This is a genomic window from Chachezhania antarctica (assembly GCF_003646465.1).
Classification (GTDB): Bacteria; Pseudomonadota; Alphaproteobacteria; order Rhodobacterales; family Rhodobacteraceae; genus Chachezhania; species Chachezhania antarctica.
In genome coordinates this window covers 550,729-575,692 of the sequence record NZ_QZEX01000002.1, presented here as the reverse complement: position 1 = coordinate 575,692, position 24,964 = coordinate 550,729, and the positions used below count along the sequence as shown (strand labels likewise).

Annotated in this window: 19 protein-coding genes and 1 tRNA gene; 5 read left to right on the top strand and 15 right to left on the bottom strand. The window is 65.1% G+C overall.

Features of this window, described 5'->3' with window-relative positions; translation table 11 throughout:
- The first annotated feature begins 128 nt into the window (after window positions 1-128).
- Both fabF and mltG read left to right on the top strand, forming a co-directional pair.
- A complete protein-coding gene (gene fabF / locus D4754_RS06430; protein WP_121062076.1) occupies window positions 129-1,388 on the top strand; it encodes a beta-ketoacyl-ACP synthase II in 1,260 nt (419 codons plus the stop codon).
- Complete coding sequence (gene mltG / locus D4754_RS06425; RefSeq protein ID WP_121062075.1) at window positions 1,388-2,542, top strand: endolytic transglycosylase MltG; 1,155 nt, start codon at window positions 1,388-1,390, stop codon at window positions 2,540-2,542. Before fabF ends, mltG begins: the two co-directional genes overlap by 1 nt.
- A gap of 440 nt (window positions 2,543-2,982) precedes the next feature.
- Here mltG and D4754_RS06420 read toward each other — a convergent pair whose 3' ends face one another.
- From D4754_RS06420 to ctaD, 12 genes are all read right to left on the bottom strand, one after another.
- A complete protein-coding gene (locus D4754_RS06420; protein ID WP_121062074.1) occupies window positions 2,983-4,032 on the bottom strand; it encodes an SAM-dependent methyltransferase in 1,050 nt (349 codons plus the stop codon).
- 17 nt (window positions 4,033-4,049) lie between these two features.
- Entirely contained in the window at window positions 4,050-5,042 is a 993-nt protein-coding gene (locus D4754_RS06415) for a glycosyl transferase family protein (protein ID WP_121062073.1), read from the bottom strand.
- Window positions 5,039-7,669: a nitrate reductase gene (locus D4754_RS06410; RefSeq protein ID WP_121062072.1), complete on the bottom strand. Its 2,631-nt coding sequence runs from the start codon at window positions 7,667-7,669 to the stop codon at window positions 5,039-5,041. The genes D4754_RS06415 and D4754_RS06410 overlap by 4 nt, the downstream gene beginning before the upstream one ends.
- Window positions 7,666-7,998, bottom strand: a complete 333-nt coding sequence (gene nirD / locus D4754_RS06405; protein ID WP_121062071.1) for a nitrite reductase small subunit NirD — start codon at window positions 7,996-7,998, stop codon at window positions 7,666-7,668. The genes D4754_RS06410 and nirD overlap by 4 nt, the downstream gene beginning before the upstream one ends.
- A complete protein-coding gene (gene nirB / locus D4754_RS06400; protein WP_121062070.1) occupies window positions 7,995-10,439 on the bottom strand; it encodes a nitrite reductase large subunit NirB in 2,445 nt (814 codons plus the stop codon). The genes nirD and nirB overlap by 4 nt, the downstream gene beginning before the upstream one ends.
- Window positions 10,440-10,449: 10 nt before the next feature.
- Complete coding sequence (locus tag D4754_RS06395) at window positions 10,450-11,385, bottom strand: GAF domain-containing protein (protein ID WP_121062069.1); 936 nt, start codon at window positions 11,383-11,385, stop codon at window positions 10,450-10,452.
- Window positions 11,385-13,091 (bottom strand): ABC transporter ATP-binding protein, encoded by a 1,707-nt coding sequence (locus D4754_RS06390; RefSeq protein WP_121062068.1) that lies wholly within the window; start codon window positions 13,089-13,091, stop codon window positions 11,385-11,387. The genes D4754_RS06395 and D4754_RS06390 overlap by 1 nt, the downstream gene beginning before the upstream one ends.
- Before the next feature lie 5 nt (window positions 13,092-13,096).
- Window positions 13,097-14,179 carry an ABC transporter permease gene (locus D4754_RS06385; protein ID WP_121062067.1) on the bottom strand — a complete coding sequence of 361 codons (1,083 nt, stop codon included), beginning with the start codon at window positions 14,177-14,179 and terminating at the stop codon, window positions 13,097-13,099.
- A gap of 79 nt (window positions 14,180-14,258) precedes the next feature.
- Complete coding sequence (locus D4754_RS06380) at window positions 14,259-15,626, bottom strand: CmpA/NrtA family ABC transporter substrate-binding protein (RefSeq protein ID WP_121062066.1); 1,368 nt, start codon at window positions 15,624-15,626, stop codon at window positions 14,259-14,261.
- Window positions 15,627-15,907: 281 nt separating this feature from the next.
- Entirely contained in the window at window positions 15,908-17,083 is a 1,176-nt protein-coding gene (locus D4754_RS06375; RefSeq protein WP_121062065.1) for an ABC transporter substrate-binding protein, read from the bottom strand.
- Window positions 17,080-17,664, bottom strand: coding sequence for an ANTAR domain-containing response regulator (locus D4754_RS06370; protein WP_121062064.1), 585 nt, complete (start codon window positions 17,662-17,664; stop codon window positions 17,080-17,082). The genes D4754_RS06375 and D4754_RS06370 overlap by 4 nt, the downstream gene beginning before the upstream one ends.
- A gap of 456 nt (window positions 17,665-18,120) precedes the next feature.
- The gene (gene ctaD / locus D4754_RS06365) at window positions 18,121-19,797 is read right to left on the bottom strand and encodes a cytochrome c oxidase subunit I (RefSeq protein WP_121062063.1); all 1,677 of its coding nucleotides are present in this window, start codon (window positions 19,795-19,797) and stop codon (window positions 18,121-18,123) included.
- Window positions 19,798-20,044: 247 nt separating this feature from the next.
- On the opposite strand from ctaD, the gene D4754_RS06360 reads away from it, so the two are divergent.
- Both D4754_RS06360 and D4754_RS06355 read left to right on the top strand, forming a co-directional pair.
- Window positions 20,045-20,476, top strand: a complete 432-nt coding sequence (locus D4754_RS06360; RefSeq protein ID WP_121062062.1) for an HIT family protein — start codon at window positions 20,045-20,047, stop codon at window positions 20,474-20,476.
- Between the two features lie 78 nt (window positions 20,477-20,554).
- The gene (locus D4754_RS06355; RefSeq protein ID WP_121062061.1) at window positions 20,555-21,553 is read left to right on the top strand and encodes a cation diffusion facilitator family transporter; all 999 of its coding nucleotides are present in this window, start codon (window positions 20,555-20,557) and stop codon (window positions 21,551-21,553) included.
- A gap of 74 nt (window positions 21,554-21,627) precedes the next feature.
- Here D4754_RS06355 and lipB read toward each other — a convergent pair whose 3' ends face one another.
- Window positions 21,628-22,314, bottom strand: a complete 687-nt coding sequence (gene lipB / locus D4754_RS06350) for a lipoyl(octanoyl) transferase LipB (RefSeq protein WP_121062060.1) — start codon at window positions 22,312-22,314, stop codon at window positions 21,628-21,630.
- Entirely contained in the window at window positions 22,311-22,982 is a 672-nt protein-coding gene (locus D4754_RS06345; RefSeq protein WP_121062059.1) for a DsbA family oxidoreductase, read from the bottom strand. The genes lipB and D4754_RS06345 overlap by 4 nt, the downstream gene beginning before the upstream one ends.
- Window positions 22,983-23,129: 147 nt before the next feature.
- Here D4754_RS06345 and D4754_RS06340 point away from each other — a divergent pair.
- Window positions 23,130-23,216 (top strand) — tRNA-Leu (locus D4754_RS06340).
- Between the two features lie 95 nt (window positions 23,217-23,311).
- Here the strand turns inward: D4754_RS06340 and D4754_RS06335 are convergent.
- Window positions 23,312-24,727 carry a hypothetical protein gene (locus D4754_RS06335; RefSeq protein ID WP_163025801.1) on the bottom strand — a complete coding sequence of 472 codons (1,416 nt, stop codon included), beginning with the start codon at window positions 24,725-24,727 and terminating at the stop codon, window positions 23,312-23,314.
- Between the last annotated feature and the right edge of the window lie 237 nt (window positions 24,728-24,964).

Below are 24,964 nucleotides of genomic sequence, written 5' to 3'. Positions count from 1 at the left end.
CGCCGAAGGCGATCTTCCGCGCTCCTACCGCCGCTTTGCTTGCAGTTGCAGCGTGGGTGTGGTCTTGCCCCTCCCTGCGCCGGCAGGGTATGAGCGGGTGCCGATCGATGCGAGGAAGAGGGCAGGCCATGCGCAGAGTTGTCGTGACGGGACTGGGGCTTGTGACGCCCCTGGCCAGCGGTGTGGAAAAGACCTGGGAGCGGCTGTTGGCCGGCGAGTCCGGAGCGGGGCCAATCACGCGCTTCGATCCGACGGGCTTCACCACGACTTATGCGTGCGAAGTGCCCATGGGCGACGGCACCGACGGGACCTTCAATCCGGACGACTGGATGGAGCCCAAGGAACGCCGCAAGATTTCCGATTTCATCTTGTACGGCATGGCCGCGGCCGAAATGGCTTGCAAGGACGCTGGATGGACGCCCGAGGACGAGGAAGACCGCCTGCGCACTGGCGTGCTGATCGGATCGGGCATCGGCGGTCTGGGCTCGATCGAGCAGACCTCGCTGCTGCTGGCCGAACGCGGGCCGCGGCGGGTGTCGCCCTTCTTCATCCCGGGCGCGCTGATCAACCTGATCTCGGGGCAGGTGTCGATACGCTTCGGCTTCAAGGGCCCGAACCATTCGGTGGTGACCGCCTGTTCCACAGGCGCGCACGCCATCGGCGATGCCGCACGGCTGATCATGCTGGGTGACGCCGAAGTCATGGTCGCCGGCGGGGCCGAGGCCGCGATCTGCGGGATCGGCATCGCGGGCTTCAATGCCTCGAAAGCGCTGTCCACCAAATATGCGGACGATCCGAAGGCTGCCAGCCGCCCCTATGACAAGGACCGCGACGGGTTTGTCATGGGCGAAGGCGCGGGCATCGTGGTTCTGGAAGAATACGAACACGCCAAGGCGCGTGGGGCCCACATCTATGCCGAGGTGCTGGGCTACGGCCTGTCGGGCGATGCCTATCACATCACGGCCCCGTCCGAAGACGGGAACGGCGCCGAACGGTCGATGCGCGCAGCACTTGATCGCGCAAAACTGCAGCCGTCTGACCTGGATTACGTCAACGCGCATGGTACCTCGACCATGGCCGACACGATCGAACTGGGCGCGGTCGAACGCCTGATGGGCGACGCGGCAGGCGACCTCACGATGAGCTCGACTAAGTCCGCCATCGGTCACCTTCTGGGCGCGGCCGGTGCGGTCGAGGCGATCTTCTCGATCCTCGCGATCCGCGATCAGGTCGCGCCGCCGACGATCAACCTGGACAACCCGGCCGTCGAAACGCCTATCGACCTGGCGCCCAAGGTCAAGCGAGAGCGCAAGATCGATTACGTGCTGTCGAACTCGTTCGGCTTTGGTGGAACCAACGCATCGGTGATCTTCGGGAAGACCGATTGATGTGGCGCAGCCTAGCCTCGAACATGCTGTCCTTCCTGATCGTCGCGCTCTTCCTTCTGGCGGGGACGATTCTCTGGGGGCAGCGCCAATACGTCGCCGAAGGCCCGCTGGAAGACGCGGTGTGCTTCCGCGTGCCCAGCGGGGCGAACTTCAACCGTGTGAGCCAGCGCCTGGCCGATGTCGGCGTCGTGTCGAACGATTCGATCCTGCGGCTGGGCGCGGATTATGAAGGCAAGTCCGGGCTGCTGAAGGCCGGCAGCTACCTTGTGGAGCCCGGCGCCTCGATGGCGGGGGTGGTCGACCAGATCACCCGCGGCGGGGCCAGCACCTGCGGCACGGAGGTCGTCTACCGGATCGGCGTGACAAGCACGAGCGTGCTGGTCCGCGAACTGGACCCCGGCGCCGACCGCTATGTCGAACGCGCCGAGTTCACTCCGGGCGCAGAGGACACACCGGCGGTCTACACCAAGGTCCGGAACGAACCCGACACGCGCTACCGCGTCGCCGTGGCCGAAGGGGTGACAAGCTGGCAGGTGATGCAGGGCCTTGGCGCCATCGACGCGCTGACGGGCGAGGTGCCGGAGCGGCCCGCCGAAGGCACGCTGGCGCCCGAAAGCTATGAATTCGTGCCGGGGACGGAGCGGGCCACGCTTGTCGAGGAGATGCAGCTGCTGCAGGCCGAACGTGTGACGGAGGCCTGGCTGTCGCGCGATCCCGATGTGCCGCTGTCCAGCCCGGAAGAACTGCTGATCCTCGCGTCGATCATCGAGAAGGAAACCGGCATCGCCGAGGAACGGCGCCAGGTGGCCAGCGTTTTCGTGAACCGCCTGAACCGCGGGATGCGCCTGCAGACGGACCCGACGGTGATCTATGGCGTGACGGAAGGCGAAGGCGTTTTGGGCCGTGGCCTGCGCCGGAGCGAACTGGACCGGCCGACCGAGTGGAACACCTACGTGATCGAAGGCCTGCCCATCACTCCGATCGCCAATCCGGGCTATGAAAGCCTGATCGCCGCCGGCCGGCCGGACGAGACGGATTACGTGTTCTTCGTCGCCGACGGCACGGGCGGCCATGCCTTTGCGGCCACGCTGGAAGAGCACAACCGCAACGTCGCCCGCTGGCGCCAGATCGAACGCCAGAACGCCGACAACTAGGCGCATCCGATCCACCGGAACATAGACGCCGCCCGCCGCCTGCACCCGGGCGGGCCCACCCACCCGCCCGCCCCCGCCGGGCCGCTGCGCGCCCCGACGGACCCGCCCGGGCGCAAGCGGCTTGCTTGGGCCCGGGAATGTCACCGCGAGTTGTGCGCGCATGTTGCACTGCCTCCGGCGGGAGTATTTGCGGAAGAGAAGAAACAGGGGACGGCCCCTGGCTTCTTAGGTCCACTGATGCGACCTGGTGCAGCCTGTCAGGCGGCGTGGATCGCCGGATTGGTGATCTCTTCCTCAGGCAGGGCTCTGTCCATGCGGTCGAGCGTGGTGCGGAGTGTTTTGCTGCTTCGTGGATGCAAAGCTGACGGCGTCGACTTCCGTCTCCGGCGGTCACGCGGTTGTCCTCCGCGGTCCCGGCGGCAAGGATCACACGGTCGGGTTCACCTCTGGCCTCCGGCGCGGCAGAGGCTGGCCGCCGCCATGCTGGAGGCCGTCACGCCGGGAACCATTTCCACGTCGATACCAGCCGCGCGGGCGGCGGTGATGTCCTCGTCCGCGGACGCGAAAAGGCCCGGGTCACCGGAGTCCAGGCGGACGACGCGGCGGCCCTTGCGGGCTCCAGCGACGATCAGAGCCCAGATCCTGTCCTGCGGCCAGTCCGAGGCACCGTCGGCTTTGCCGATAAAGACACGTTCCGCGTCGCGGCGGGCCAGTTCCAGAACGTCGGGATCGACGAGCCGGTCGTAGAAGATGATATCGGCCTGTTGCAGGCGCTGGACGGCGCGCAAGGTGAGCAAGTCGCGCGCGCCGGGGCCTGTGCTGACGAGAGAGATGTGGCCAGCCGCTTTGTCGTCCGGGGCGGCGCCGGCTTCGACCGCCGCTTTCAGCATGCGGGCGGCGTCTCGTTCCTTGCCGGCGGCATGGGTCGCGCGGACCGGGCCGTCGAAGCACCAGTCCCAGAGCGCGCGGCGGCGGGCGCGGGGCACGCGGGCCGTCACGGCCTGGCGCAGGGTGCCGGCGAGGCGAGCGAGCGTGCCGAGGTTGGGTTCCAGCAGCCCCTCTATCCGGGTCTTGATCTGGCGGCCAAGCACGGGGGCGGTGCCGTCGGTGCCGATGGCCACGACCACCGGGTCGCGGTCGACGATCGAGGGCGTGACCGCATCGCAGAGATCGGGCCGGTCCACAACGTTCACCGTCGCGCCCGCCGCCTTGGCCAGTGCGTGGAGCGCCGCGTCACGCCCCGGGCAGCCGGTGGCGATGAAGACGAGCGCCGTGTTGCGGAAGGTGTCGGCCGTGGGCGCGGACGGATCGTGGACGGCCCGGCCGCTGGCGACCATGCCCTGCAATTCGGGGTCGAGATCCGGGTTGACGAGGCGGAGGCGCGCGTCGGATTTTCCGATCAAGCGGGCCTTTTGCGCGGCCTGTTCGCCGCCGCCTGCGATCACGACCTCGCGGCCGGCCATGGTGAGGAACATGGGAAAGGTGCGCATGGGGCTGGCTCTCCGGTCTACGCGGCGCGGCTGCTGCGGCGGCGCGTCCATAGGTCGGCGGCCAGCCGGTCGGCGGCGGCGATGTCGGGGGCGGCGCCAAGGGTCAGAAGGGCGGCCGCGGCGGTGCCGGTCACGATGGTTTCGGCGTAGGGATCGGTGACAGCTCCTGACCACAGATCGGCCAGTGCCTGGGGCGTGTCGAGCTGCGTGCCTTCGGCAAGGCGTCCGGTGGCTTCGGGCAGAAGCGGCGGCAGGTTGGTGTCGAACTGGGCGCCGTTCCGGAGCCCCAGAAGCTGGATCGTCTTGGCGGGCGCGCGTTCGAATTCGCCCCCCGCGCCTTTCAGGACGGCCTGGCGGGGCTGGTTCAGCAGCGCGCAGGTATCTGTCTGCAAGCCGCGATAGGGCGGGTGGAAGACGCCCTGCACGCTGGTCTCCGCCCCCGCCGGGTTGAAGAGGCGCAGCGTGGTGTTGATCGCGGACCGCAGGCCGAAAACCTCGCGCAGGCGCAGGACGCGGAGGCCGTCGGGAGAGATCGCCTCCAGCGGCAGGTAGGCGATGCCGTCGCGGATGAGGATGTCGGAGACTTCGTCCACTGTCTCGCCCGTTCCGATCGCGGCATGGGGCAGGGCGAGGCGCACGGCGGCCTCGACCCCTTGATGCGAATTCCAGCCGTGGAACAGGACGGAATAGCCCGCACCTGCGACCAGCTTGGCGGCCAGCAGGAACCACGGCAGCCCGCGGCTGCGCCCGGCGGCATAGCTGGGCCAGTCGAGTGCGGGGACGGGGCCTTGCCACGGCCCGGTATGGGCGCGGAGGGCATCGACGAAGCCCGCCAGTTCCTCGGGGATTTCACCCCGGTAACGCATCAACATCAACAGAGCGCCCACGGCTTCGGGCTCTGCCGTGCCGGCGAGGATCTGGGACATGGCGTCCTGCGCTTCGTCGCGGGTGAGGTGGCGGGCGCGGCCGGGGCCGCGGCCCATGGCGTGAACGTATTTTGAAAGGGTCATTCTGCTGCCAGTTTGGGGGTTCCCGCGGCGTCGATCAAGGTGCGGATCTCGGGCCGGCAGGATCCGCAATTGGTGCCCGCGCGCAAGGCTTCCCCGATCGCGTCGACGGTGACAAGGCCCTGTTCGGCGATGGCCCTGCGGATCGTGTTGGCGCCGATCTCGAAACAGGAACAGACGATGGCGCCGGGATCGGGGCGGTCGGCGCCCGGCTGGCCGGACAGGAGCGTCAGGTCGGCTTCGCCCTGCAACTGGCCGACAAGGAACTGGCGCGACAGGGCCACGGGTTCGGGCGCCACGAAGAGCGCGGCGACCAGTCGGTCCCCGTCGATGAACGCCAGCCTTTGAAGGCCCCGGCGCGGGTCGGACATGGTGACGGGTTCGGCCGTGTCCGGCAGGTTGAAGATTGCGCGCGCGGCGCTGATCCAGTCCGTCGGCGGCTCCTCCCACGCGAGTTCCATCCGCCATCCGCCTCGGGCGCGGGCCTTGGCCCAGTAGGGGGCGTCGGTGGACGGTTCCTCGGCGGACAACGCGAACGCAAAGGCGCGGGCTTCGAACCGGGCGACCTGCGCGACGGCGGCCTTGCTTTCGGGCTGGCCCGATATCGGGTCGGTCACCGCCGCGACCAGCGCGTCGATGCGGCCGGCGCTGGCGGTTTCGCCTGTCCAGTGCATGGGGGCGAAGATCTGGCCCTTTTGCACCGTGTCGGTCACGCGGACGCGCAGGATGGCGCCGCCGTCAGGGCTGGTGACACGGGCCAGGTCGGCCGGTTTCAGGTCCAAAGCCGCGGCGTCGTCCGGGTGCAGTTCCACGAAGGGTTCGGCCAAGTGGGCCGACAGGCGCGGCGATTTCGCCGTGCGGGTCATCGTGTGCCAGTGATCGCGCACGCGGCCGGTGTTCAGCACGAAGGGGTAGTCGTCGTCAGGCATGGCGGCGGGGAGATGGTTGAGGAGCGGCAGCATCCGCGCCTTGCCGTTGGGCGTGAAGTACTGACCGTCGCCGAAGAAGCGCCCGCCGGTGCGGATCGCGGTCACGGGCCAGCGGGTGGGTTTCAGCGTGTCGTATTCGCTGTCTGTGATGCCCGACATGGCCGAGATGTCGAAATCCTTGCCGAACTGGCCCGCGACGCCCGACAGCGCCGCGTGTTCGCGGAAGATCTCTACGGGGGTGGCGTAATCGAAGGCGCGGGCAAAGCCCATCCGCCGGGCGACCTGCGCCATGATCTGCCAGTCGGGGCGGGGGCCGTCCGGCACCGGCAGGAACGCCCGCTGGCGCGAGATGCAGCGTTCGGAATTGGTGACCGTGCCGTCCTTTTCACCCCATGCGGTGGCGGGCAACAGCACATCGGCCAGCCGCGCGGTATCGGTCGCGGCCGTGATGTCGGAGACGACGACGAAATCGCACGCTTCAAGCGCGGCCTTCACCGCGTCAGCCTCGGGCATCGACACGACGGGGTTCGTATGCGCGATCCAGATCGCCTTGATCCGACCGTCCGCCACGGCGCGGAACATGTCGACCGCCTTCAGCCCCGGCGTTTCCGTCAGGTGCGGTGCGTCCCAGAAGGTGCGCACGGCGTCGCGATGGGCGGCGTTTTCGATATCCAGATGGCACGCCAGCATGTTGGCCAGCCCGCCGACCTCGCGCCCGCCCATCGCGTTGGGCTGCCCGGTGACGGAAAACGGCCCCATGCCGGGCTTGCCGATGCGGCCCGTGGCCAGATGGCAGTTCAGGATCGCGTTGACCTTGTCGGTCCCGGTCGAGGACTGGTTCACCCCCTGCGAATAGACGGTGACGACCTTCTGCGTTCCGGCCCAGAGGCTGTAGAACGCGTCCAGTTCTTCCAAGGACAGGCCGGTGACGCAGGGATCGTCGCTGCACGCGGCCTCCAGCGCGGCGTCGAAGCCAGTGACGTGATTGGCCACGTAATCGGAATCGACCTCGGCCGAGACGTGCAGATGCTCCAGCAGCCCGTTGAACAGCGCCACGTCGGTGCCGGGGGCAAGGCCAAGGTGCATGTCGGCCAGATCGGCGGTCGCGGTGCGCCGGGGATCGATGGTGACGACCTTCAACTCGGGCCGGGCCGCCTTGGCCGCTGCCAGCCGCTGGTAGAGCACGGGGTGGCACCACGCGAGGTTGGACCCCACGAGGACCACCAGATCGGCTTCCTCAAGGTCTGTATAAAGCCCAGGCACCGTGTCCGTTCCGAAAGCGCGTTTGTGCCCCGCGACCGATGACGCCATGCAAAGCCTTGAATTCGTGTCGATATTTCCAGATCCGATGAAGCCCTTCATCAGCTTGTTGGCGATATAGTAGTCCTCGGTCAGCAATTGGCCCGAGACGTAGAAGGCCACCGAATCCGGCCCGTGTTCGGCGATGGTATCGGCGAGCCGGTCGGCCACCAGTTGCAGCGCCTCGTCCCATCCCGCATCGGCCCCGCCGATCCGGGGGGAGAGCAACCGATCCTCCATCCAGATCGTTTCCGCCAGTGCCGAGCCCTTGGAACACAGCCGCCCAAGGTTCGCGGGATGGTCCGCGTCGCCCTTGATCTCGACGTCGGCACCGGGGGCGACCCTGGCCTGCACCCCGCAGCCGACGCCGCAATAGGGGCAGGTGGTGGCGACGGTGGTCATGCGACCTCTCGCCGGTCAAGCTGCGACAGGTCCAGATGCACGCGGCCGTCCTCGATCCGGGTAGGGTAGGTGGTGACACGGCCGTCGTCGGCGCCCTGCGCTTCGCCGGTGTTCAGATCGAAGATCCAGTTGTGGAGCGGGCAGGTCACCTTGTGGCCGTGCACGATGCCTTCGGACAGGGGCCCGTTCTTGTGGGGGCAGGCGTTCGACACGGCATAGACCGCGTCATCCGCCGTGCGGAAGACAGCGATGCAGCCCTCCGCCGTCTTCACCTTGCGCGCGCCCCGGACGGGGATGCCTTCGATCGGTCCAAGATCCAGCCAGCTCATTCCGCAGCCTCCAGTGTCAGATCTGCCAACGGGGTATAGTCGTCGGTGCGGTCCTTCACGTGTTCCGCCCAGGGGTCCTTCTGGTAGACCGATTGCGACAGCGCGAAGGCGTCGATCAGCCTTTGACGTTCGTCCAGGTCGTCGACAACGCGCGCCTTCACCCAGTCGAGCCCCACCTTCGCGACCCACTTGTAGGGCCGGTCCAGGTACTTGGCGTTCTCGCGATAGAGCTGGATGAAGGCGATGGTCAGCGCCATGGCCTCCTCTTCCGTCTTCGCATCGGCCAGACGCTCGGTCTCCTTCAGGTCCATGCCGGCAGCCCCGCCGACGCCGACCTGGTAGCCGGAATCGACGCAGATGATGCCCACGTCCTTGCAGGTGGCCTCCGCACAGTTCCGCGGGCAGCCCGAGACCGCCAGTTTCACCTTGTGCGGTGTCCATGATCCCCACAGGGCCCTTTCCAGCTTGATGCCCAGCCCGGTGGAATCCTGCGTGCCGAAGCGGCAATGATCGGTGCCCACGCAAGTTTTTACGGTGCGCAGGCCCTTGGAATAGGCGTGGCCCGACACCATCCCGGCGCGGTTCAGATCGGCCCAGATCCCGGGCAGATCCTCGCCTTTCACGCCCAGAAGGTCGATCCGCTGGCCGCCCGTCACCTTCACGGTCGGGACGTCGAACTTGTCGGCGGCATCGGCGATGGCGCGCAACTCGTCCGGCGTGGTGATCCCGCCCCACATCCGCGGCATGACGGAGAACGTCCCGTCCTTCTGGATGTTGGCGTGCTTGCGTTCGTTGATGAACCGGCTTTGCGGATCGTCCTGGTATTCGACCGGCCAGTCGGCCAGCAGGTAGAAGTTCAGCGCCGGACGGCAGCTGTGGCAGCCATCGGGCGTCTTCCACGCACCGGCCTGCCAGACGGCGGGCATGGATTTCAGCTCCTGCGACTTAATCAGGCGCCGGACGTCTTCATGGGTCAGGTCGGTGCAGCCGCACATGGGCTGGGCGGTAGGCATCTGAAAGCCGTCGCCCAGCGTCACCGCCAGCACCTGTTCCACCAGCCCGGTGCAGGTCCCGCAGGACCCGCTGGCCTTGGTCACCGCCCGGACAGCGCCCAGATCACCGGCGCCGCCTTCGATGGCCGATACGATATCCCCTTTGCATACGCCGTTGCAGCCGCAGATTTCTGCCTCATCCGGCAAGGCTGCAACGGCCGCCAAGGGGTCCACCGGGGCACCTCCCTGAAAGGCCGGTCCAAAGATCAGCGTGTCACGGTTTTCCGAGATATCCTCGCCCGACTGGATCAGGCCGAAGAACCAGTTGCTGTCCGCCGTGTCGCCGTAGAAGACGGCCCCGATCAGCCGGTCGTCTTCGATCACCAGCCGCTTGTAGACACCGCGCGCCGGGTCGCGGAACACGATGTCCTCGCGACCGTCGCCTTCGTTGAAGTCGCCAGCCGAAAACAGATCGCACCCGGTGACCTTCAGCTTGGTCGACAGCTGCTTGACGTTGAAGACATCGCCTTCGCCCAAGAGCGTTTTCGCCAGCACCTTCGCCTGATCGTAAAGCGGCGCGACAAGGCCAAAGATATTGCCGTCGAACTCCACGCATTCGCCCAGACCGTAGATATCCGGATCGGACGTGCTTTCCATCTGCGCGTTGACCAGCATGCCGCGGTTCACGTTCAGCCCCGCCGCCTTGGCGACGTTGGTCTCGGGCCGGATGCCGACCGCCATGACCACGATATCGGCAGGCAGTTCAGTGCCGTCGGCCAGCTTCACCATCTCGACCTTGCCGTCGCCCGTGATCTCGGCGGTCGAGGCTTCGGTCAGCACCCGGATACCGCGCCGTTCCAGATCGGCCTTCAGCAGGTGCCCGGCCGAGGCGTCGAGCTGACGTTCCATCAGGTGGCCCATCAAGTGGAGGACGGTGACCTCCATGCCTCGAAGGCGCAGACCGGCCGCGGCTTCCAACCCCAGCAGACCACCGCCGACCACCACCGCGCGCCCGCCGCGGGTGCCGGAGGCATCGATCATGGCGTTGGTGTCTTCCAGATCGCGGTAGGCAACGACGCCGGGCAGATCCTTGCCCGGAACCGGGATGATGAAGGGCGACGATCCGGTCGCGATGACCAGCTTGTCATAGGCCACGTCGCCCTTTTCGCCGGTCACGACCTTGCGGTCGCGGTCGATCTTCACCACCCGCTCGCCAAAGCGGCAGGTTATGCCACGGTCCGCGTACCAGGTGTCGTCATGGGTGACGATTTCGGGGAAGCTCTTTTCGCCCGACAGGACCGGCGACAGCATGATGCGATTGTAGCAGCCCCGCGGTTCGGCATTGAACAGCGTGACGTCATAGGCGCTCGCGTCAGCCTCCAGCAGGTGTTCGAGCAACCGGCCCGAAGCCATGCCTGCACCGATGATTACCAGTTGTTTACGTGTCATCTGCCCTTCCTCAGCAATACCAGGCGACGACGCGAGAGACCTGGCCCTCGCGATAGATCGGCAGCCCGACGAAGGTTTCATATCCATGGGTTCCGGCACCGCCGCGCTCCACCACCGGCAGGCCGGAGCCCAGCACCTTGCCCACAAGGCCCTCCCACGCCTTCACCCGGCGCTCAGCTTGCGTTTCATCCGACCACAAGGCGCCTTCGCGGGCGCAGATCCCGTCGGCCAGCACGGCGGCCTTGTCCTGACCCACTTTGGACGGGCGGGCATCCCAGATCTCGAACCGGTGCGCGATGGGGGTGCCAAGCGCAGACAGAAGCGTCAGCACATAGGTTGTCTTGCCCGGCGCGGGGATCGGCAGGCCCAGACCGGTGGTCAGCCCCGCCTTGCCGGCACTTTCCGCGCGGATGAACTTGTAGCCCGACCCGAGGTCGCGCATCAGGATCGGCGTGTCGGACGCCCAGACGCCCCCCGGCAGGCCCTGGCCCGGTGGGAAATGCGTGTGCTGCGAGACCCATTCGAACTGCTTGGCGGCACCGTAGTAGCCATCGTCCAACATCAGCAGATCGTCGCGATTCTCCCAGATCTCGATAGCGCCGATGCGGTCTTCGCTGTCGGAGCACAGGACCACCAGAACGGCTTTCAGAGTGCTTCCGTCAAAGACCGGGATGGCGACGGCGGCGGTCAGGCCAGCGGCCTTCGCCGCCTCCGTCCGCTTGAAATAGGAACCATCAAATTCCTTCAGCACCACGGGGCGGCCTTCGGCCCACGCCTTGCCCGGAAGACCTTCGCCCTTGGCAAAGCTTTCCTGTTCAGACTGGGACCGGAATTCCGTCAGGTCGCCGTAATTGCCGCCGGCATGCACCAGCCTGTCCCCGTCGGGGACCCACATTTCGGAGGCGTCGATGAACGGCTTCACCAATGTGTCGACTGCGGTATCCATCACGCGGCCTCCTGCTTGCTGCCGGGCTTTTCAGCCTCGGATTTGGCTTCGGTTTTGCCCTTCGCGCCGTGCTCGTATTCCTCGAGGAAATCGAGCACCTGCTGGCGGAAGAGGTAGTAATCGGGATGCTCCAGCAGCGCCTTGCGCGTGCGGGGGCGGGGCAGGTCGACATCGACGATCTTGCCGATGGTGGCCTGCGGGCCATTCGTCATCATCACCACGCGGTCGGCCAGAAGGATGGCCTCGTCCACGTCATGCGTGACGCAGATCGCGGTCACCTTGGTGCGGGACCAGACCTCCATCAGCACTTCCTGAAGCTCCCACCTTGTGAGGCTGTCGAGCATGCCGAAGGGCTCATCCAGCAGCAGCAGTTTCGGGGAAAGCGCAAAGGCCCGCGCAATGCCGACCCGCTGCTTCATGCCGTTCGACAGCTCGCTGGCCTGCTTGTTCATCGACTCCGCCAGACCCACGCGTTCGAGGTAGTATTCCACCACGTCCTGTCGTTCGGCCTGGCTCGCGCGGGGGTAGACCTTGTCGACCCCGATGGCGACGTTTTCGCGGGCCGTCAGCCACGGGAACAGGCTGGGCGACTGGAAAACTACCGCGCGTTCGGGATCGGCGCCCATCACGGCCCGGGCATCAAGCTTGATGGCCCCCTTCGAGATCTCGTTCAGACCGGCGGCCATGGTCAGCACCGTGGACTTGCCGCAGCCGGAATGCCCGATGAGCGAGATGAATTCGCCCTTGTTGAGCTTCAGGTTGAAATCCTCGACCACCGTCAGGGGACCTTTCGGCGTGGGGTAGATCTTGTGAAGCTGCGAGAACTCCAGATAGTTCGTGTCGCGGATCGATTTCTGCGCTTCCTCGACCACAACTGGCACCTGTTCGGCATGGATCGGGGTGACCTTCGGCAGAATGCGCGTGCCTTCGACGGTGCCTTTCACGCCCACGTCCATCAGGTACTTGGTGACCTTGGCGCGAAGCTTCTTGAAGCCTTCGTCATGGTTCATCGCCGACCGGTCGCGGGGGCGGGGGATGTTCACTCGGAACGCCTCGCCCAAGGTCCCGTCGGGGTTCAGTGCGATGATGCGGTCCGCCAGCAGGATCGCTTCGTCCACGTCGTTGGTGATCAGAACGCAGGTTTTCTTGTCCTGCTCCCAGATGTGTTCGATCTCGTCCGCCAGGTTGGCCCGCGTCAGCGCATCGAGCGCCGACAGAGGTTCGTCGAGCAGCAGCACCTCGGGGCTCATGGCCAAGGCGCGCGCCACGTTGACCCGCTGGCGCATGCCACCCGACAGTTCGGCGGGGCGGCGCTGCGCGGCGTGGGAGAGGCCCACCATCTTGACGTAATGGTCGACCTTTGCCGTTTTCTCCGCGCGGCTCATGCCGGGAAACACCGTATCCACGGCCAGCGACACGTTTCCATGCACCGTCAGCCAGGGCATCAGCGAATAATTCTGGAAGATCACGCCCCGTTCGCGCCCCGGGCCGGTGATCGGCTTGCCCTTGAAGCTGACCTTGCCGGCGGTCGGAAACTCCAGCCCCGCCAGCAGGTTGATCAGTGTCGTCTTGCCGGTGCCGGAGAAGCCGAGGAGCACGAGGAATTCGCCCTCCTCGACGCTCAGGTTGATGGTCTTCAGCACGTCCGTCCTGTGCGTGCCTTCACCAAAGCTTTTGGCGACGTCTTTGAGTTCGAGAACTGGCATGGCGCTCACCGATTGTTCGTGAAGGTGAAAAGGGACTGCAGCGCGAACATCACCCGGTCCAGCAGGAAGCCGATGATCCCGATGGTGAAGACCGCCACCATGATCTTGGCGAGCGAGGACGAAGACCCGTTCTGGAACTCGTCCCAGACGAATTTCCCCAGCCCCGGGTTCTGCGCCAGCATTTCCGCCGCGATCAGGACCATCCAGCCGACACCAAGCGATAGGCGCAGGCCGGTGAAGATCAGGGGCAGGGCCGAAGGCAGCACCAGCTTGGTGATCTTGGTCCAGGTGTTCATCTTCAACACCTTCGAGACGTTGATCAGGTCCTTGTCGATGGACGCGACCCCCAGCGAGGTGTTGATCAGCGTGGGCCACAGCGAACACAGCGTCACCGTGATGGCCGACACGAGGAAGCTTTTCGAAAACAGCCCGTCATTGGTGGCATAGATGGCCGACACGATCATGGTCACGATGGGCAGCCAGGCCAGCGGCGAGACCGGCTTGAAGATTTGGATCAGCGGGTTCAGCGCGGCATTGGCGGTGGGGGACAGCCCGGCGGCGATGCCCAGCGGCACGGCCACGACCGTGGCGATCAGGAAGCCGAAGAACACCGTCTTGATCGAGGTCCAGATCTGCTCGTAATAGCTGGGCGACCCGGTATAGGGGATGTCCTTGACCTTCTCGGGCTCACCACGGTCGATGTAACGCTGGTTGCGCTTTTCGACGCGGTCGTAATGCTGTTCCTTCTTCTCGCGTTTCTGGATCGCGTCCTGGTTCAGGAGCTTGGCTTCGGTCCAGACCTGCGACGGTCCCGGAACGGCGCCCAGCGATGTCTGCACCTGCGGGGCCAGCCAGGCCCACAGCATCAGGAAGCAGATGATCGACAGGATCGGCACGCCCAGCAAGCGCCAGACTTCGGCCATCTGCGCCTTCGGGTTGTCGCCGGCCGCGCCCTTCATCAGCGGCGTGATCCATGCCAGGCCTAGAACCTGGAACCACTTGTCGGCGGCGTTGATGCGGGTGAACAGGCGGGCCCGCCGCTCTTCGCGCCGGCGGGACGATTGGAAATCTGGATCGACTGTCGTCATGTTTGGAAATCTCCGGATGCAGGCCTTGCGGGCAGCAGGGGAAGGGACCGCCCGGCGATGGGCGGCCCTGTGGCTCAGGTCAGCCCTGAACCGAGTTGCCGACGACCGTCTGGCCCGACTTCAGGCCGATGGGCAGGCTGTCGAGATAGGCGTTGGGGGCGCGGCCATCGAAGGGGATGCCGTCGATGATGTCCTCGGCCGGGGTCGGCACGCGGTAGCCATCGGTCTCCCAGGGGAAGTCCTTCTCCTGCACGTGGCCTTCCTCGACCAGCATCTTCGCGGCTTCCAGGTAGATGTCCGGGCGATAGACGGACTTGGCGACCTCGTCATACCAGCTGTCGGGCTTGGTGTCGGCGATCTGGCCCCATCGGCGCATCTGGGTCAGGTACCAGACCGCGTCGGAATAGTAGGGATAGGTCGCGAAGTAGCGGAAGAACACGTTGAAGTCGGGCACCTCGCGCTTGTCGCCCTTTTCGTATTCGAACGTGCCGGTCATCGAATTCGCGATGACCTCGTAATCTGCGCCCACGTAATCCGGGCGCGACAGGATCTCGACCGCCTCTTCCCGGTTGGCGTTGTCGTTTTCATCCAGCCACTGCGCGGCGCGGATCAGCGCCTTTGTCACGGCGAGCGTGGTGTTGGGGTACTGTTCGGCGAATTCGGCACTCATGCCGAAGACCTTTTCCGGGTTGTTCTTCCACAGCTCGTAATCGGTGATCACCGGCACGCCGATGCCCTTGAAGACGGCCTGCTGGTTCCACGGCTCGCCCACGCAGTAGCCGTTGATGGTCCCGGCCTCCAACGTTGCGGGCATCTGCGGCGGCGGGGTGACGGACAGAAGCGCCTCGGCCCCGATCTGGCCGGTCACGTTTTCGGGGCTGTAGTAGCCGGGTTCGATGCCGCCCGCGGCCAGCCAGTAGCGCAATTCATAGTTGTGGGTCGACACGGGGAAGACCATGCCCATGTTGAAGCTCTTGCCCTGGGCATTGAACGTGTCGATCACCGGCTTCAGGTGGCTGGCCGAGATGGGATGAGTGATCTTGCCGTCGGGATCGGTGGGCAGGCCGGGCTTCATCATCTCCCAGACCTCGTTCGATACGGTGATGCCGTTGCCGTTCAGGTCCATCGAGAAGGGGGTGATGATATGCGCCTCGGTGCCGTAGCCGATCGTGGCTGCCAGCGGCTGACCCGCCAGCATGTGCGCGCCGTCTAGCTGGCCGTCGATTACGCCATCCAGAAGCACTTTCCAGTTGGCCTGCGCTTCCAGCGTCACGAACAGGCCTTCATCGTCGAAAAAGCCCTGTTCGTACGCCACGGCAAGCGGGGCCATGTCGGTCAGCTTGATGAAGCCAAAGGTCAGGACATCTTTTTCAAGGTCCAGCATTTCGGCGAAGGCGGGGCTGGCAAGGGCCGATGAGGCAAACAGAGCGAGCGCGATTTTCTTCATTACGTCGTTCCTTCCTGTGGGACGGATGATTTTTTTGAAGTCGGAAAACAAAAAAGCCGCTGACACGATTCGCGGTTTCGCGAACGGTCGAGCGGCTTTGCTCAGCAGTCCCAATCATCGGGACAAATTCTGTCAGAGAACGACACTGCTCCCTGTGGTCATCTTGTTGCCGCATCCTGCCGTGATGCTGCAAGTGCAAACTGGTCTGCGGGTACTCTGTTTCGCGGTTTCTCGACGTACTCTTGTGGTTGTGGTGCCGCGATCAGATGAATTTTTGCGCGTTATGTCCCGGTGGGGTCAAAAATTGCATCGTCGAAGAAAGCGTCAGGCTCAAGGAACAGGCGGCCGGTTTCCGAGGCGACGGCGGTCGTGTGCCGAATCGCGCCTTCCAGTTTCTCGGAGGCGCCGGGAAGCACGGCGCCCGCGGCCTTCAGTTCGCGACGGTAGAGATCGGTGCGGAAGACGGTTTTGCCTGCCTCGATGGCTCTGGCCGGGTCCAGCCCGCTGCGCAGGGCAATCCGGTTGGCGATCCACGCAGCCTGGCTGCGCCACGGGAAGGTCGCGGCCCCGGCGTGGAATTCAAGGAAACGGTCGACCTGCCGCTGATCTCCGCGCGGTGAAATCGTCAGCGTGCCGGTCAGCGCCCGGTCGATCACCTCGGCCGGAACATCCAGGTACTGGCTGCGCGACAGGATCTCGGCCGCGGTGATGCGGCTTTCGGGTTTGGCCAGCCATTGGCCCGACCGCCAGACCGCCCGCATCAGACGGCCCAGCAGGTGGGGTTCCGTTTCCGCCCAGTCGGTGCGGACGGCCAGCACCTTTTCCGGCGCAAAGCCCCAGATCGCGGTGCCGGGGAGGAGGAGTTCGCCGAACCCGTTCTCCACCGCCATGGATCCCCAGGGTTCGCCCACGCAGAACGCGTCGATCTCGCCCGCGCCCAGGGCATCGGCCATCAAAGGGGGCGGGATGGTGTGGATCTCGGGTGCGTTGTCGCCCGCAAGGCCCACGGCGTCGAACCAGTAATGCAGCAGCTCGGCATGCATCGAGAAGGGGAAGGGCACGCCCACGCGCAGCGGGCCTTCGGCGGCTACGGCCAGCGCTTCACCGGCCGCGCGGGCATCGCGGAAGTCGAACCCGTATCCGTTGCCGCGCAGCCGGTCGGCCAGGGACTGGCTTACGCCCACGACATTGCCGTTGACCGACAGCACCTCGACGGCGGAAATCCCGCCCGCCACACCGCCCAGTCCCAACGCCATGGCCACGGGGACGGGGGACAGCAGGTGCGCGGCGTCCACCCGACCGAAGGACAGCATGTCCCGGACGGAGGACCACGACGGCGCGCGGACAAGATCCAGCGTCAGGCCTTCGGCTTCGGCAAAGCCCATCTCCTCGGCCACGATCAGGGGGGCCGCGTCGACCAGCGGGATGAAGGCGGCCGAGACGGTGACGGTTTTCATGACAGCAGTCCCGCGGCGGTGACCAGTGCTTCGGCGACATCAGCCACCTTGCGGCCCTGGTCCATCGCCGTCTTGCGGAGAAGCGCATAGGCCTCGTCCTCGCCCATGCCCTTGGCTTTCATCAAAAGCCCCTTGGCCCGGTCGATGACCTTGCGTTCCTCCAGCGCGCGCTTGGTTTCGGCAAGCTCGGTCCGCATGCGGCGGAACAGTTGGAACCGCGCGGTGGCGGCGTCGAGCACCGATTTCAACCGCTCGGGCTGAAGGCCGTCGACGACATAGGCCGACACGCCCGCCTCGATCGCGGTGCGGGCAAGGCCTCCTGCGTCATTCGATACGAACATTGCCACGGGCCGGTCCAGCGGGCCCGAGGCCAGCGTCAGCTCTTCCAGCGTATCCCGGGACGGGTTGTCGATGTCGATCAGCACGATGTCGGGCGCGTGGGCCGCGATCTGGCGGGCCAGCGCCGTGGGTTCGCTGATGACGTGGACTTCGAAATCGTCCGCCACCCGCAGGGCGTCGACGATCTGGATCGCCCGGTCGCGGTCCTTCTCGACAACGACGATGGTCAGGCGGTCGGGCATGATTTCCTTTCCAGGGTCCCGGCGGGCGGGACGGATGGGGCACGCGGCAGAGCGGCATCGTTCCGCCGCATCGCAGCATAGCGCGAGAGGGCCAGCGGCGGCAACGGGTGTTGCGATGGCCTTCGGGTGCCAGTCCCGGAACAATGGCAGGTTCGCGCCCGACCCGAGGGCGGGCCGAAACGCTTGGACAGCCTTCCCGTATGCGCGCGACTTCCGAATGCTGCGAACGGGTGAGCCATTCGCGCCTGCGTCGTGCCGAAGGCATGTCTCCGGTGTGACGGGGCGGGTCGGGCGCGAACCGGATCGCTTCGCGCTACGGGGTCTTTGAGGAGTTGCTTTGAAAGACGTGTCGGGCCGAAAGGTTGGCGCCGAACTCTTATCTATCAAAACGAAAATGGCCCGGTCACCAAGTGACCGGGCCATTCTGATTTCTGATTTCCGGAACCGACCGTCAGGTCAGTGGGCGTGGCCCTTGTCCCAGTCTTCCCGCTTCGGGAGCTGCTCGAACGTATGCTCCGGCGGCGGGGAGGGCAGGGTCCATTCCAGCGTGTCCGCGTATTCGTTCCAGTAGTTGTTCTCGGTCACCTTGGCGCCGCGGGTCAGCGTGTAGAAGATGATCCCGATGAAGAACACGAAGGACGCGAAGGACAGGTAGGCACCGATCGACGACCAGAAGTTCCACTCCGCGAAGGGGGCGGGATAGTCGATGTAGCGGCGCGGCATGCCCTGACGGCCCAGGAAGTGCTGCGGGAAGAAGGTGAGGTTCGACCCGATGAACATCATCCAGAAGTGCAGCTTGCCCGCCCATTCAGGGTACTGACGGCCCGACATCTTGCCGATGTAGAAGTAGATCCCGGCAAAGATGGCGAAGACAGCCCCCAGCGACATCACGTAGTGGAAGTGTGCCACCACGAAGTAGGTGTCGTGGTAGTAGCGGTCGATGGCGGCCTGCGACAGGATCACGCCCGTCACGCCACCGGCGGTGAACAGGAACAGGAAGCCGAACGCCCAGAGCATCGGTGTCTTGAACTCGATCGAGCCCTTCCACATCGTGGCCAGCCAGCTGAACACCTTCACGCCCGTGGGCACGGCGATGACCATGGTTGCCAGCATGAAGTAGGCCTGCTGGTGGATCGACATCCCGACCGTGTACATGTGGTGCGCCCACACGACGAAGCCCAGCACGCCGATGGCGATCAGCGCCCAGACCATCGGCAGGTAACCGAAGATGGGCTTGCGGCTGAACGTGGCGATCACGTGAGAGATGATGCCGAAGCCGGGCAGGACGATGATGTACACTTCCGGGTGGCCGAAGAACCACAGGATGTGCTGGTACAGCACCGGGTCGCCGCCGCCGGACGGATCGAAGAAGGTGAAGCCGAAGTTACGGTCCATCAGCAGCATGGTGATCGCGCCCGCCAGAACCGGCAGGGCCAGCAGGATCAGCCACGAGGTGACGAAGATCGACCACGCGAACAGCGGCACCTTGAAGAGCGTCATGCCTGGCGCGCGCATGTTCAGGAAGGTCGTGATCATGTTGATCGCGCCAAGGATCGACGAGGCGCCCGAAAGGTGCACGGCGAAGATGGCGAAATCCATCGACAGGCCCTGCGCCCCGGACGTGGAGAGTGGTGGATATAGAACCCAGCCCACGCCGGCCCCCAGCTTGCCACTGGCAGCCCCCGGCACGAACAGCGACAGCACCGCCATCGACGTCCCGGCAACATAGAGCCAGAAGGACAGGTTGTTCATCCGCGGGAACGCCATGTCCGGCGCGCCGATCTGCAACGGCATGAAATAGTTGCCAAATCCGCCGAAGAGAGCCGGAATCACCACGAAGAACATCATCAGGATGCCGTGGGCCGTGATCATCACGTTCCACAGGTGTCCGTTCGGGGTGCAGGTCTCGGCACTGGCGAACAGGCGGAAGCCTTCGTCGCACAGATGCTGGACTTCGGGGTACATGAGCTCGAGCCGCATGAAGACGGTGAAGAGCACCGAAATGAACCCGACCGCGCCAGAGACAAACAGGTAGAGAATGCCAATGTCTTTGTGGTTCGTGGACATGAACCAGCGCTGGAAGAAGGTCCGCGTGTCTTCGTGTTCGTGGCCGTGAATGGCTGCGTCCGCCATTAGGTCCCTCCTGATTGAAAGCGCATCACCGCCGTATTTCACCGGCGGAGTGTTATGCAGGTTTTAGAATGTCGCTCCCCTGCCGGCAATGGCACATCTCTTTTCAGGCCAAGATAAATTGACGCGGTTGGTCCGGTTGCAGGGGGCCGGTCGGCAGCACTTGGCCGCGCCCGGGGCCTTGTCGCTTGACCTGCCCCATGCCCCCGTTCAGAACACGAGGGACCCGTTTTTGTTAAGGTTTTGCGACATGAGCTATGCGCCCGAAAGCTACGATCCCGACAATATCTTCGCCAAGATCCTGCGCGGCGATCTGCCCTGCCACAAGGTTTTCGAAGACGACGACACATTCGCCTTCATGGATATCATGCCCCGCACGCCGGGCCATGTTCTGGTGATCCCGAAAACCCCCTGCCGCAACATGCTGGATGCGAGTCCCGCCCAGATCGCCGCGGTGATGGCGACCGTCCAGAAGATCTCGCTGGCGATGCTGGAAGGCTACGGCGCCGACGGGATCACGCTCCAGCAGTTCAACGAACCGGCCGGCGGGCAGGAGGTTTATCACCTCCATTTCCATATTCTTCCGCGGCACGAGGGCGACACGCTGCTGCCGCCGCGCACGATGGCCGATGCGGACGATGTCGCGGCCGAGGCGGAAAAGATCCGCGCAGCACTGGGATAGGTGGCTCATCTGCTGGAAGCCTGCTCGCGGGCAGGGTAAGGCTGGACGCACAGGCCCGTTCAGCCGATGGAGGCATGAATGACGGACAAGACGGCGGAACACGATCACGACGGTCATGGCGGTCACGATCATGGCGGGCATGGCCACGGCGGGCATGGTCACGGGCATGGTCATCACCACCATCATCACATCGACCCGTCGTCGGGCGATGCGCGCATTATCGGTGCGGTGATTGCCAATTTCGCACTGACCATCGCGCAGATCATCGGCGGGATCCTGTCGGGCTCGCTCGCGCTGATTGCCGACGCGCTGCACAACATGTCGGACGCGATGGCTCTGGTCATCGCCTTCGCCGCCCGCAAGATCGCCCGTCGGCCGGCCAGCGAACAGATGAGCTTCGGCTACGGCCGGGCCGAGGTGGTGGCGGCGCTGATCAACTACGTCACGCTGATCATCGTGGCGCTCTACCTTGTCTACGAAGGCATCATGCGGTTTTTCGAGCCGGAGCCCGTCGCAGGCTGGATCATGGTCATCATCGCGGGCGTGGCGCTGGTGATCGATCTTGCGACCGCGGCGCTGACCTACACGATGGCCAAGACCAGCATGAACATCCGCGCGGCCTTCCTCCACAACGTGGCGGATGCGCTGGGGTCGGTCGCGGTGATCGTCGCGGGGACGCTCGTCATCCTCTACGGATGGACATGGGTCGATCCGCTGGTGACGCTGATGATCTCGGCCTACATCCTGTGGCACGTGCAGATGGAAATCGGCGGTGCGATCCGGGTTCTGATGCTGGGCACGCCGGGGCATCTGGATTTCAACGAGGTCGTCGGCGCCGTGCGCGCCGTGCCGGGGGTGACGGATGTCCACCACGTCCACCTGTGGCAGATGCAGGAAAACGACTCGGCGCTCGATGCCCATGTCATCATCGACGAAGGTGCCTGGGGACAGGCCGACGGGATCAAGGCCGCGATCAAGGACGTGCTGAAGGGCAAGTTCGATATCGGGCATTCCACGCTGGAACTGGAATGCGCCCATCATGCCTGCGACGATCCACAACTGATCGGCCACGGGTAGGGCTTGTCGGAAGGCCGTTCCCAAACGGCTTTCCGCAGGCTGTCATTGGCCTTGGTCGAACGAAACCGCGAGGGTCAGCCCTCGAACACCTGCGGGAAGGTGCGTTCCAGCGCCAGGTCCAGGTCTTCCATCGTCACCGGCAGTCCCAGATCGACAAGGCTGGTCACGCCGAAATCGTTGATGCCGCAGGGGACGATTCCGTCGAAATGCGACAGGTCCGGGTCCACGTTGATCGAAATCCCGTGGAAGCTGACCCATTTCCGCAGACGGATACCGATCGCCGCAACCTTGTCTTCTGCGGGCAGGCCCGTGGCGGTCAGCGGCTTTTCAGGTCGGGCGACCCAGACGCCGACGCGGCCGTCGCGAATCTCTCCGGTCACGTTGAACTCGGCCAGTGCCGCGATCACCCATGCCTCCAGCGACTGCACGAAGCGCCGCACGTCCCGTCCGCGCCGGTTCAGGTCGAGCATCACGTAGACGACGCGCTGTCCGGGGCCGTGATAGGTGAACTGCCCGCCGCGGCGCGTCTGGTGGACGGGGAAACGGTCGGGCGCGCGGAGATCCTCGGCCCGGGCGCTGGTGCCCGCGGTGTAAAGCGGCGGGTGTTCAAGGAACCACAGGCATTCCGGCGCCTCGCCCGCGGCGATGGCCGTGGCGCGCGCTTCCATGAAGGCCAGCGCCTCGTCATAGCCCACCAGCCCGTCCGACCGCTTCCATTCCAGCGGCGCGGTGTGGGCGTGGGCCAGCGTCTCGTCCTTCATGCGGCTTCTGCCTTGCAGCGGCGCAGAACGTCGGCATAGGTCGCGGGCTCCTGCGCGCCGGTCAGCAGGTAGCGGCCGTCGAACACCATGGTCGGCACGCCGGAAATGCCGTTCTCCGTCCAGAATTCTTCCTTCTCGCGCACCCGCGCCGCATGATCGCCGCTTTCCAGCACCTCTGCCGCCTTTTCCGGGTCAAGCCCGGCCTCCCGCACTGCGTCCAGCAGCACGCCGGTCGCCGACACGTCGCGGCCTTCGGTGAAGTAGCTGTTGAACAGCGCCATCTTCAGCGGATGCTGCAGCCCGTATTCCGCCGCCCAGTCCAGCAGCTGGTGCGCCCGGAACGTGTTCACGATCCGCGACTCGGGCGTGAAGGCGAAGGTGAAGCCCAGGGCTGCGCCCATCTCGGTCAGCCGCGTTCGGGCGGCCTGGCTTTGTTCGGCGGTCGAGCCGTACTTTTCGGCCACGTGTTCGGCGATGTTCTGCCCTTCGGGCGGCATGCCGGGGTTCAGTTCGAACGGATGCCAGCGGATCCGCGCGCCCATGCCGGCCATGGCAAGCCCTTGCTGCAACTGCAGGAATCCGACGATGCACCAGGGGCAGACGACGTCTGAGACGATGTCGACCTGGATCGCGCTGGCTTCCAGTTCGGTCTGGTCGGGCTGGGTCATCTTGCGGCTCCGCTAAGGCTGAAAACGGGGCCAGCCTAGCAGAGCTGGCGGGCGGCGTCCAAATCAACTCTGCGCGCGATTTTTCCGTCTCTTCCGGTCTTCACATCGGTTTCGGCTTCGTCTATACGCCGTCCACCAAGTCAGGATGCGGTCGTGGCGGAATTGGTAGACGCGCAGCGTTGAGGTCGCTGTGGGGTAACTCCCGTGGAAGTTCGAGTCTTCTCGACCGCACCATTCTCACTCAATATCAAGCCGTTGGGTCCGCAGATCATCTGCCGGACCTTTTCGCGTTGAGGGTGCCCCACGCGCTGGCGCGGGGCACGGCCTGATCATTTGCTGTTCTGGATGGCCAGGTAATCGTCAAGATACTGGTAGTTCGTCTGCGGGCTGCCATCGGGGTGCGGTTCGACCCCGCCCAGATAGAACAGACCGCCCATGTACCAGGGCGGACGGTCGGTGCTCATCTGCTTCCGGCTGGGACCATCGTCATCCTGCGTCAGGACGAAGGTCGACCCCCGGACGCCGTATTCCTGGAACAGTTTGTAGGAATCGAGGATGAAGTTATCCAGCCACCACTCCCGGCTCGCCATGAAGTCGTTCCATTCTGCCTGGCTGACCCGCCAGTCCTTCCTGCATCCCTTGGTCATGCCGAAGACGTTGCACGCCAGGTAGTCGGTCGTTTTGGTGTTCGGGTCGTAACCCCAGGCCTTGGCGAACTCCGGCCCCAGCGTGCCGTCCTCCAACCCCTTCTTCGTCCGCCAGACGAAGCTGAACTCGGTCACCAGCATCGGTTTCGTCGAATACTGGCGGGCGAACTTCAGCGCCTTTTCCAGCTGTTTCACGGTGGTGACATGCGTGTGCAGGTCGATGCCGTCGACGAAGGTCGCGTTTTCCGCATAGCCGAGAAGCGCCTTCAACGCGGGCTGGTCCTGCATCTTCTTGGTGTGAAGGCGCGTGAATGCGCCCATGTACAGGTCGATCCGGTCCCGCATGTCGTTTTCGACCAGGTAGTCGTTCACGTGCTCGGTGACCCGTTCATAGAACGCGACCAGGGGTATTTCCTGCCTCTTCTTGTTGAAGGCCCAATCCTGTTCGCGTGTGTTCACGAACGGTTCGTTGCCCGACACGATGATGTCGGCATAGGGCGCCAGATCGTCCAGGATCCGGGTGTCGAGATAGGCGAACAGCTCTGCCTCGCGCTTGGAACCCGGGGCGGGGGGCGCGATCTCGTAGCGTCCGAAATCCCACATCAGGTTCAGGATGGCCTTGCGGTCGTCGTCTTCGACCGCGGCCTTGAAGACATCCCAGTCGCCGTACTGCCACCGCTTGTCTTCGCTGCCGGCCTTGTCCTGGGCTTCGTACATCAGGATATCGACATTCGCGCGAACCCAGTCGGTTTCCGATACCTCCAGAAGTTCGGGCATCAGCAAGCCCGGTCTCCGGTTCACGTTCGCGCCCAGGAAGTATTCCAGCGTGATGCAATCGTGGTAGCGATAGCTGTCGCTGCCCGACATGTCCCCGGCGTCGCAAGTGCGGGTCTGGGCGACGCTGTCGCAGCTTTGGCCCTTGGGCACGCTGCGAGCGCTGTAGAAGGCGCGGCCTTCCCCCTCGACGACCTTCGCACCGTCGAGGTTGCAGACCAGCGTCTGCGCCATGGCGGGCATGCCGCCCAGCAGCAAAAGCGACAGGGCCAGCGCCGTGCGCAAGCCCCGGTTCCTTCCTGACGTAAACACCGTTCCGATCATCGTGCCCTCCTGTCGTGTCGCGTCCTTCAAGCCCGCCACGTTCGCCGGCGCGGGACAGTTCCCTGACAACTTGCTACCCCCAGATGCCATTTGCATCCAGAATTCTTCCGTGGGGAAGCGGCATTTTGTGCGACGGGTCACAGTCGAAGGCAGGCGGCCCGGCGGACAGGACATGTGACGCCCGCGGTGCGGCGCGGCGTGTTTTCCGTGATTTCCTGCGCATGCCACGGCGGCTAC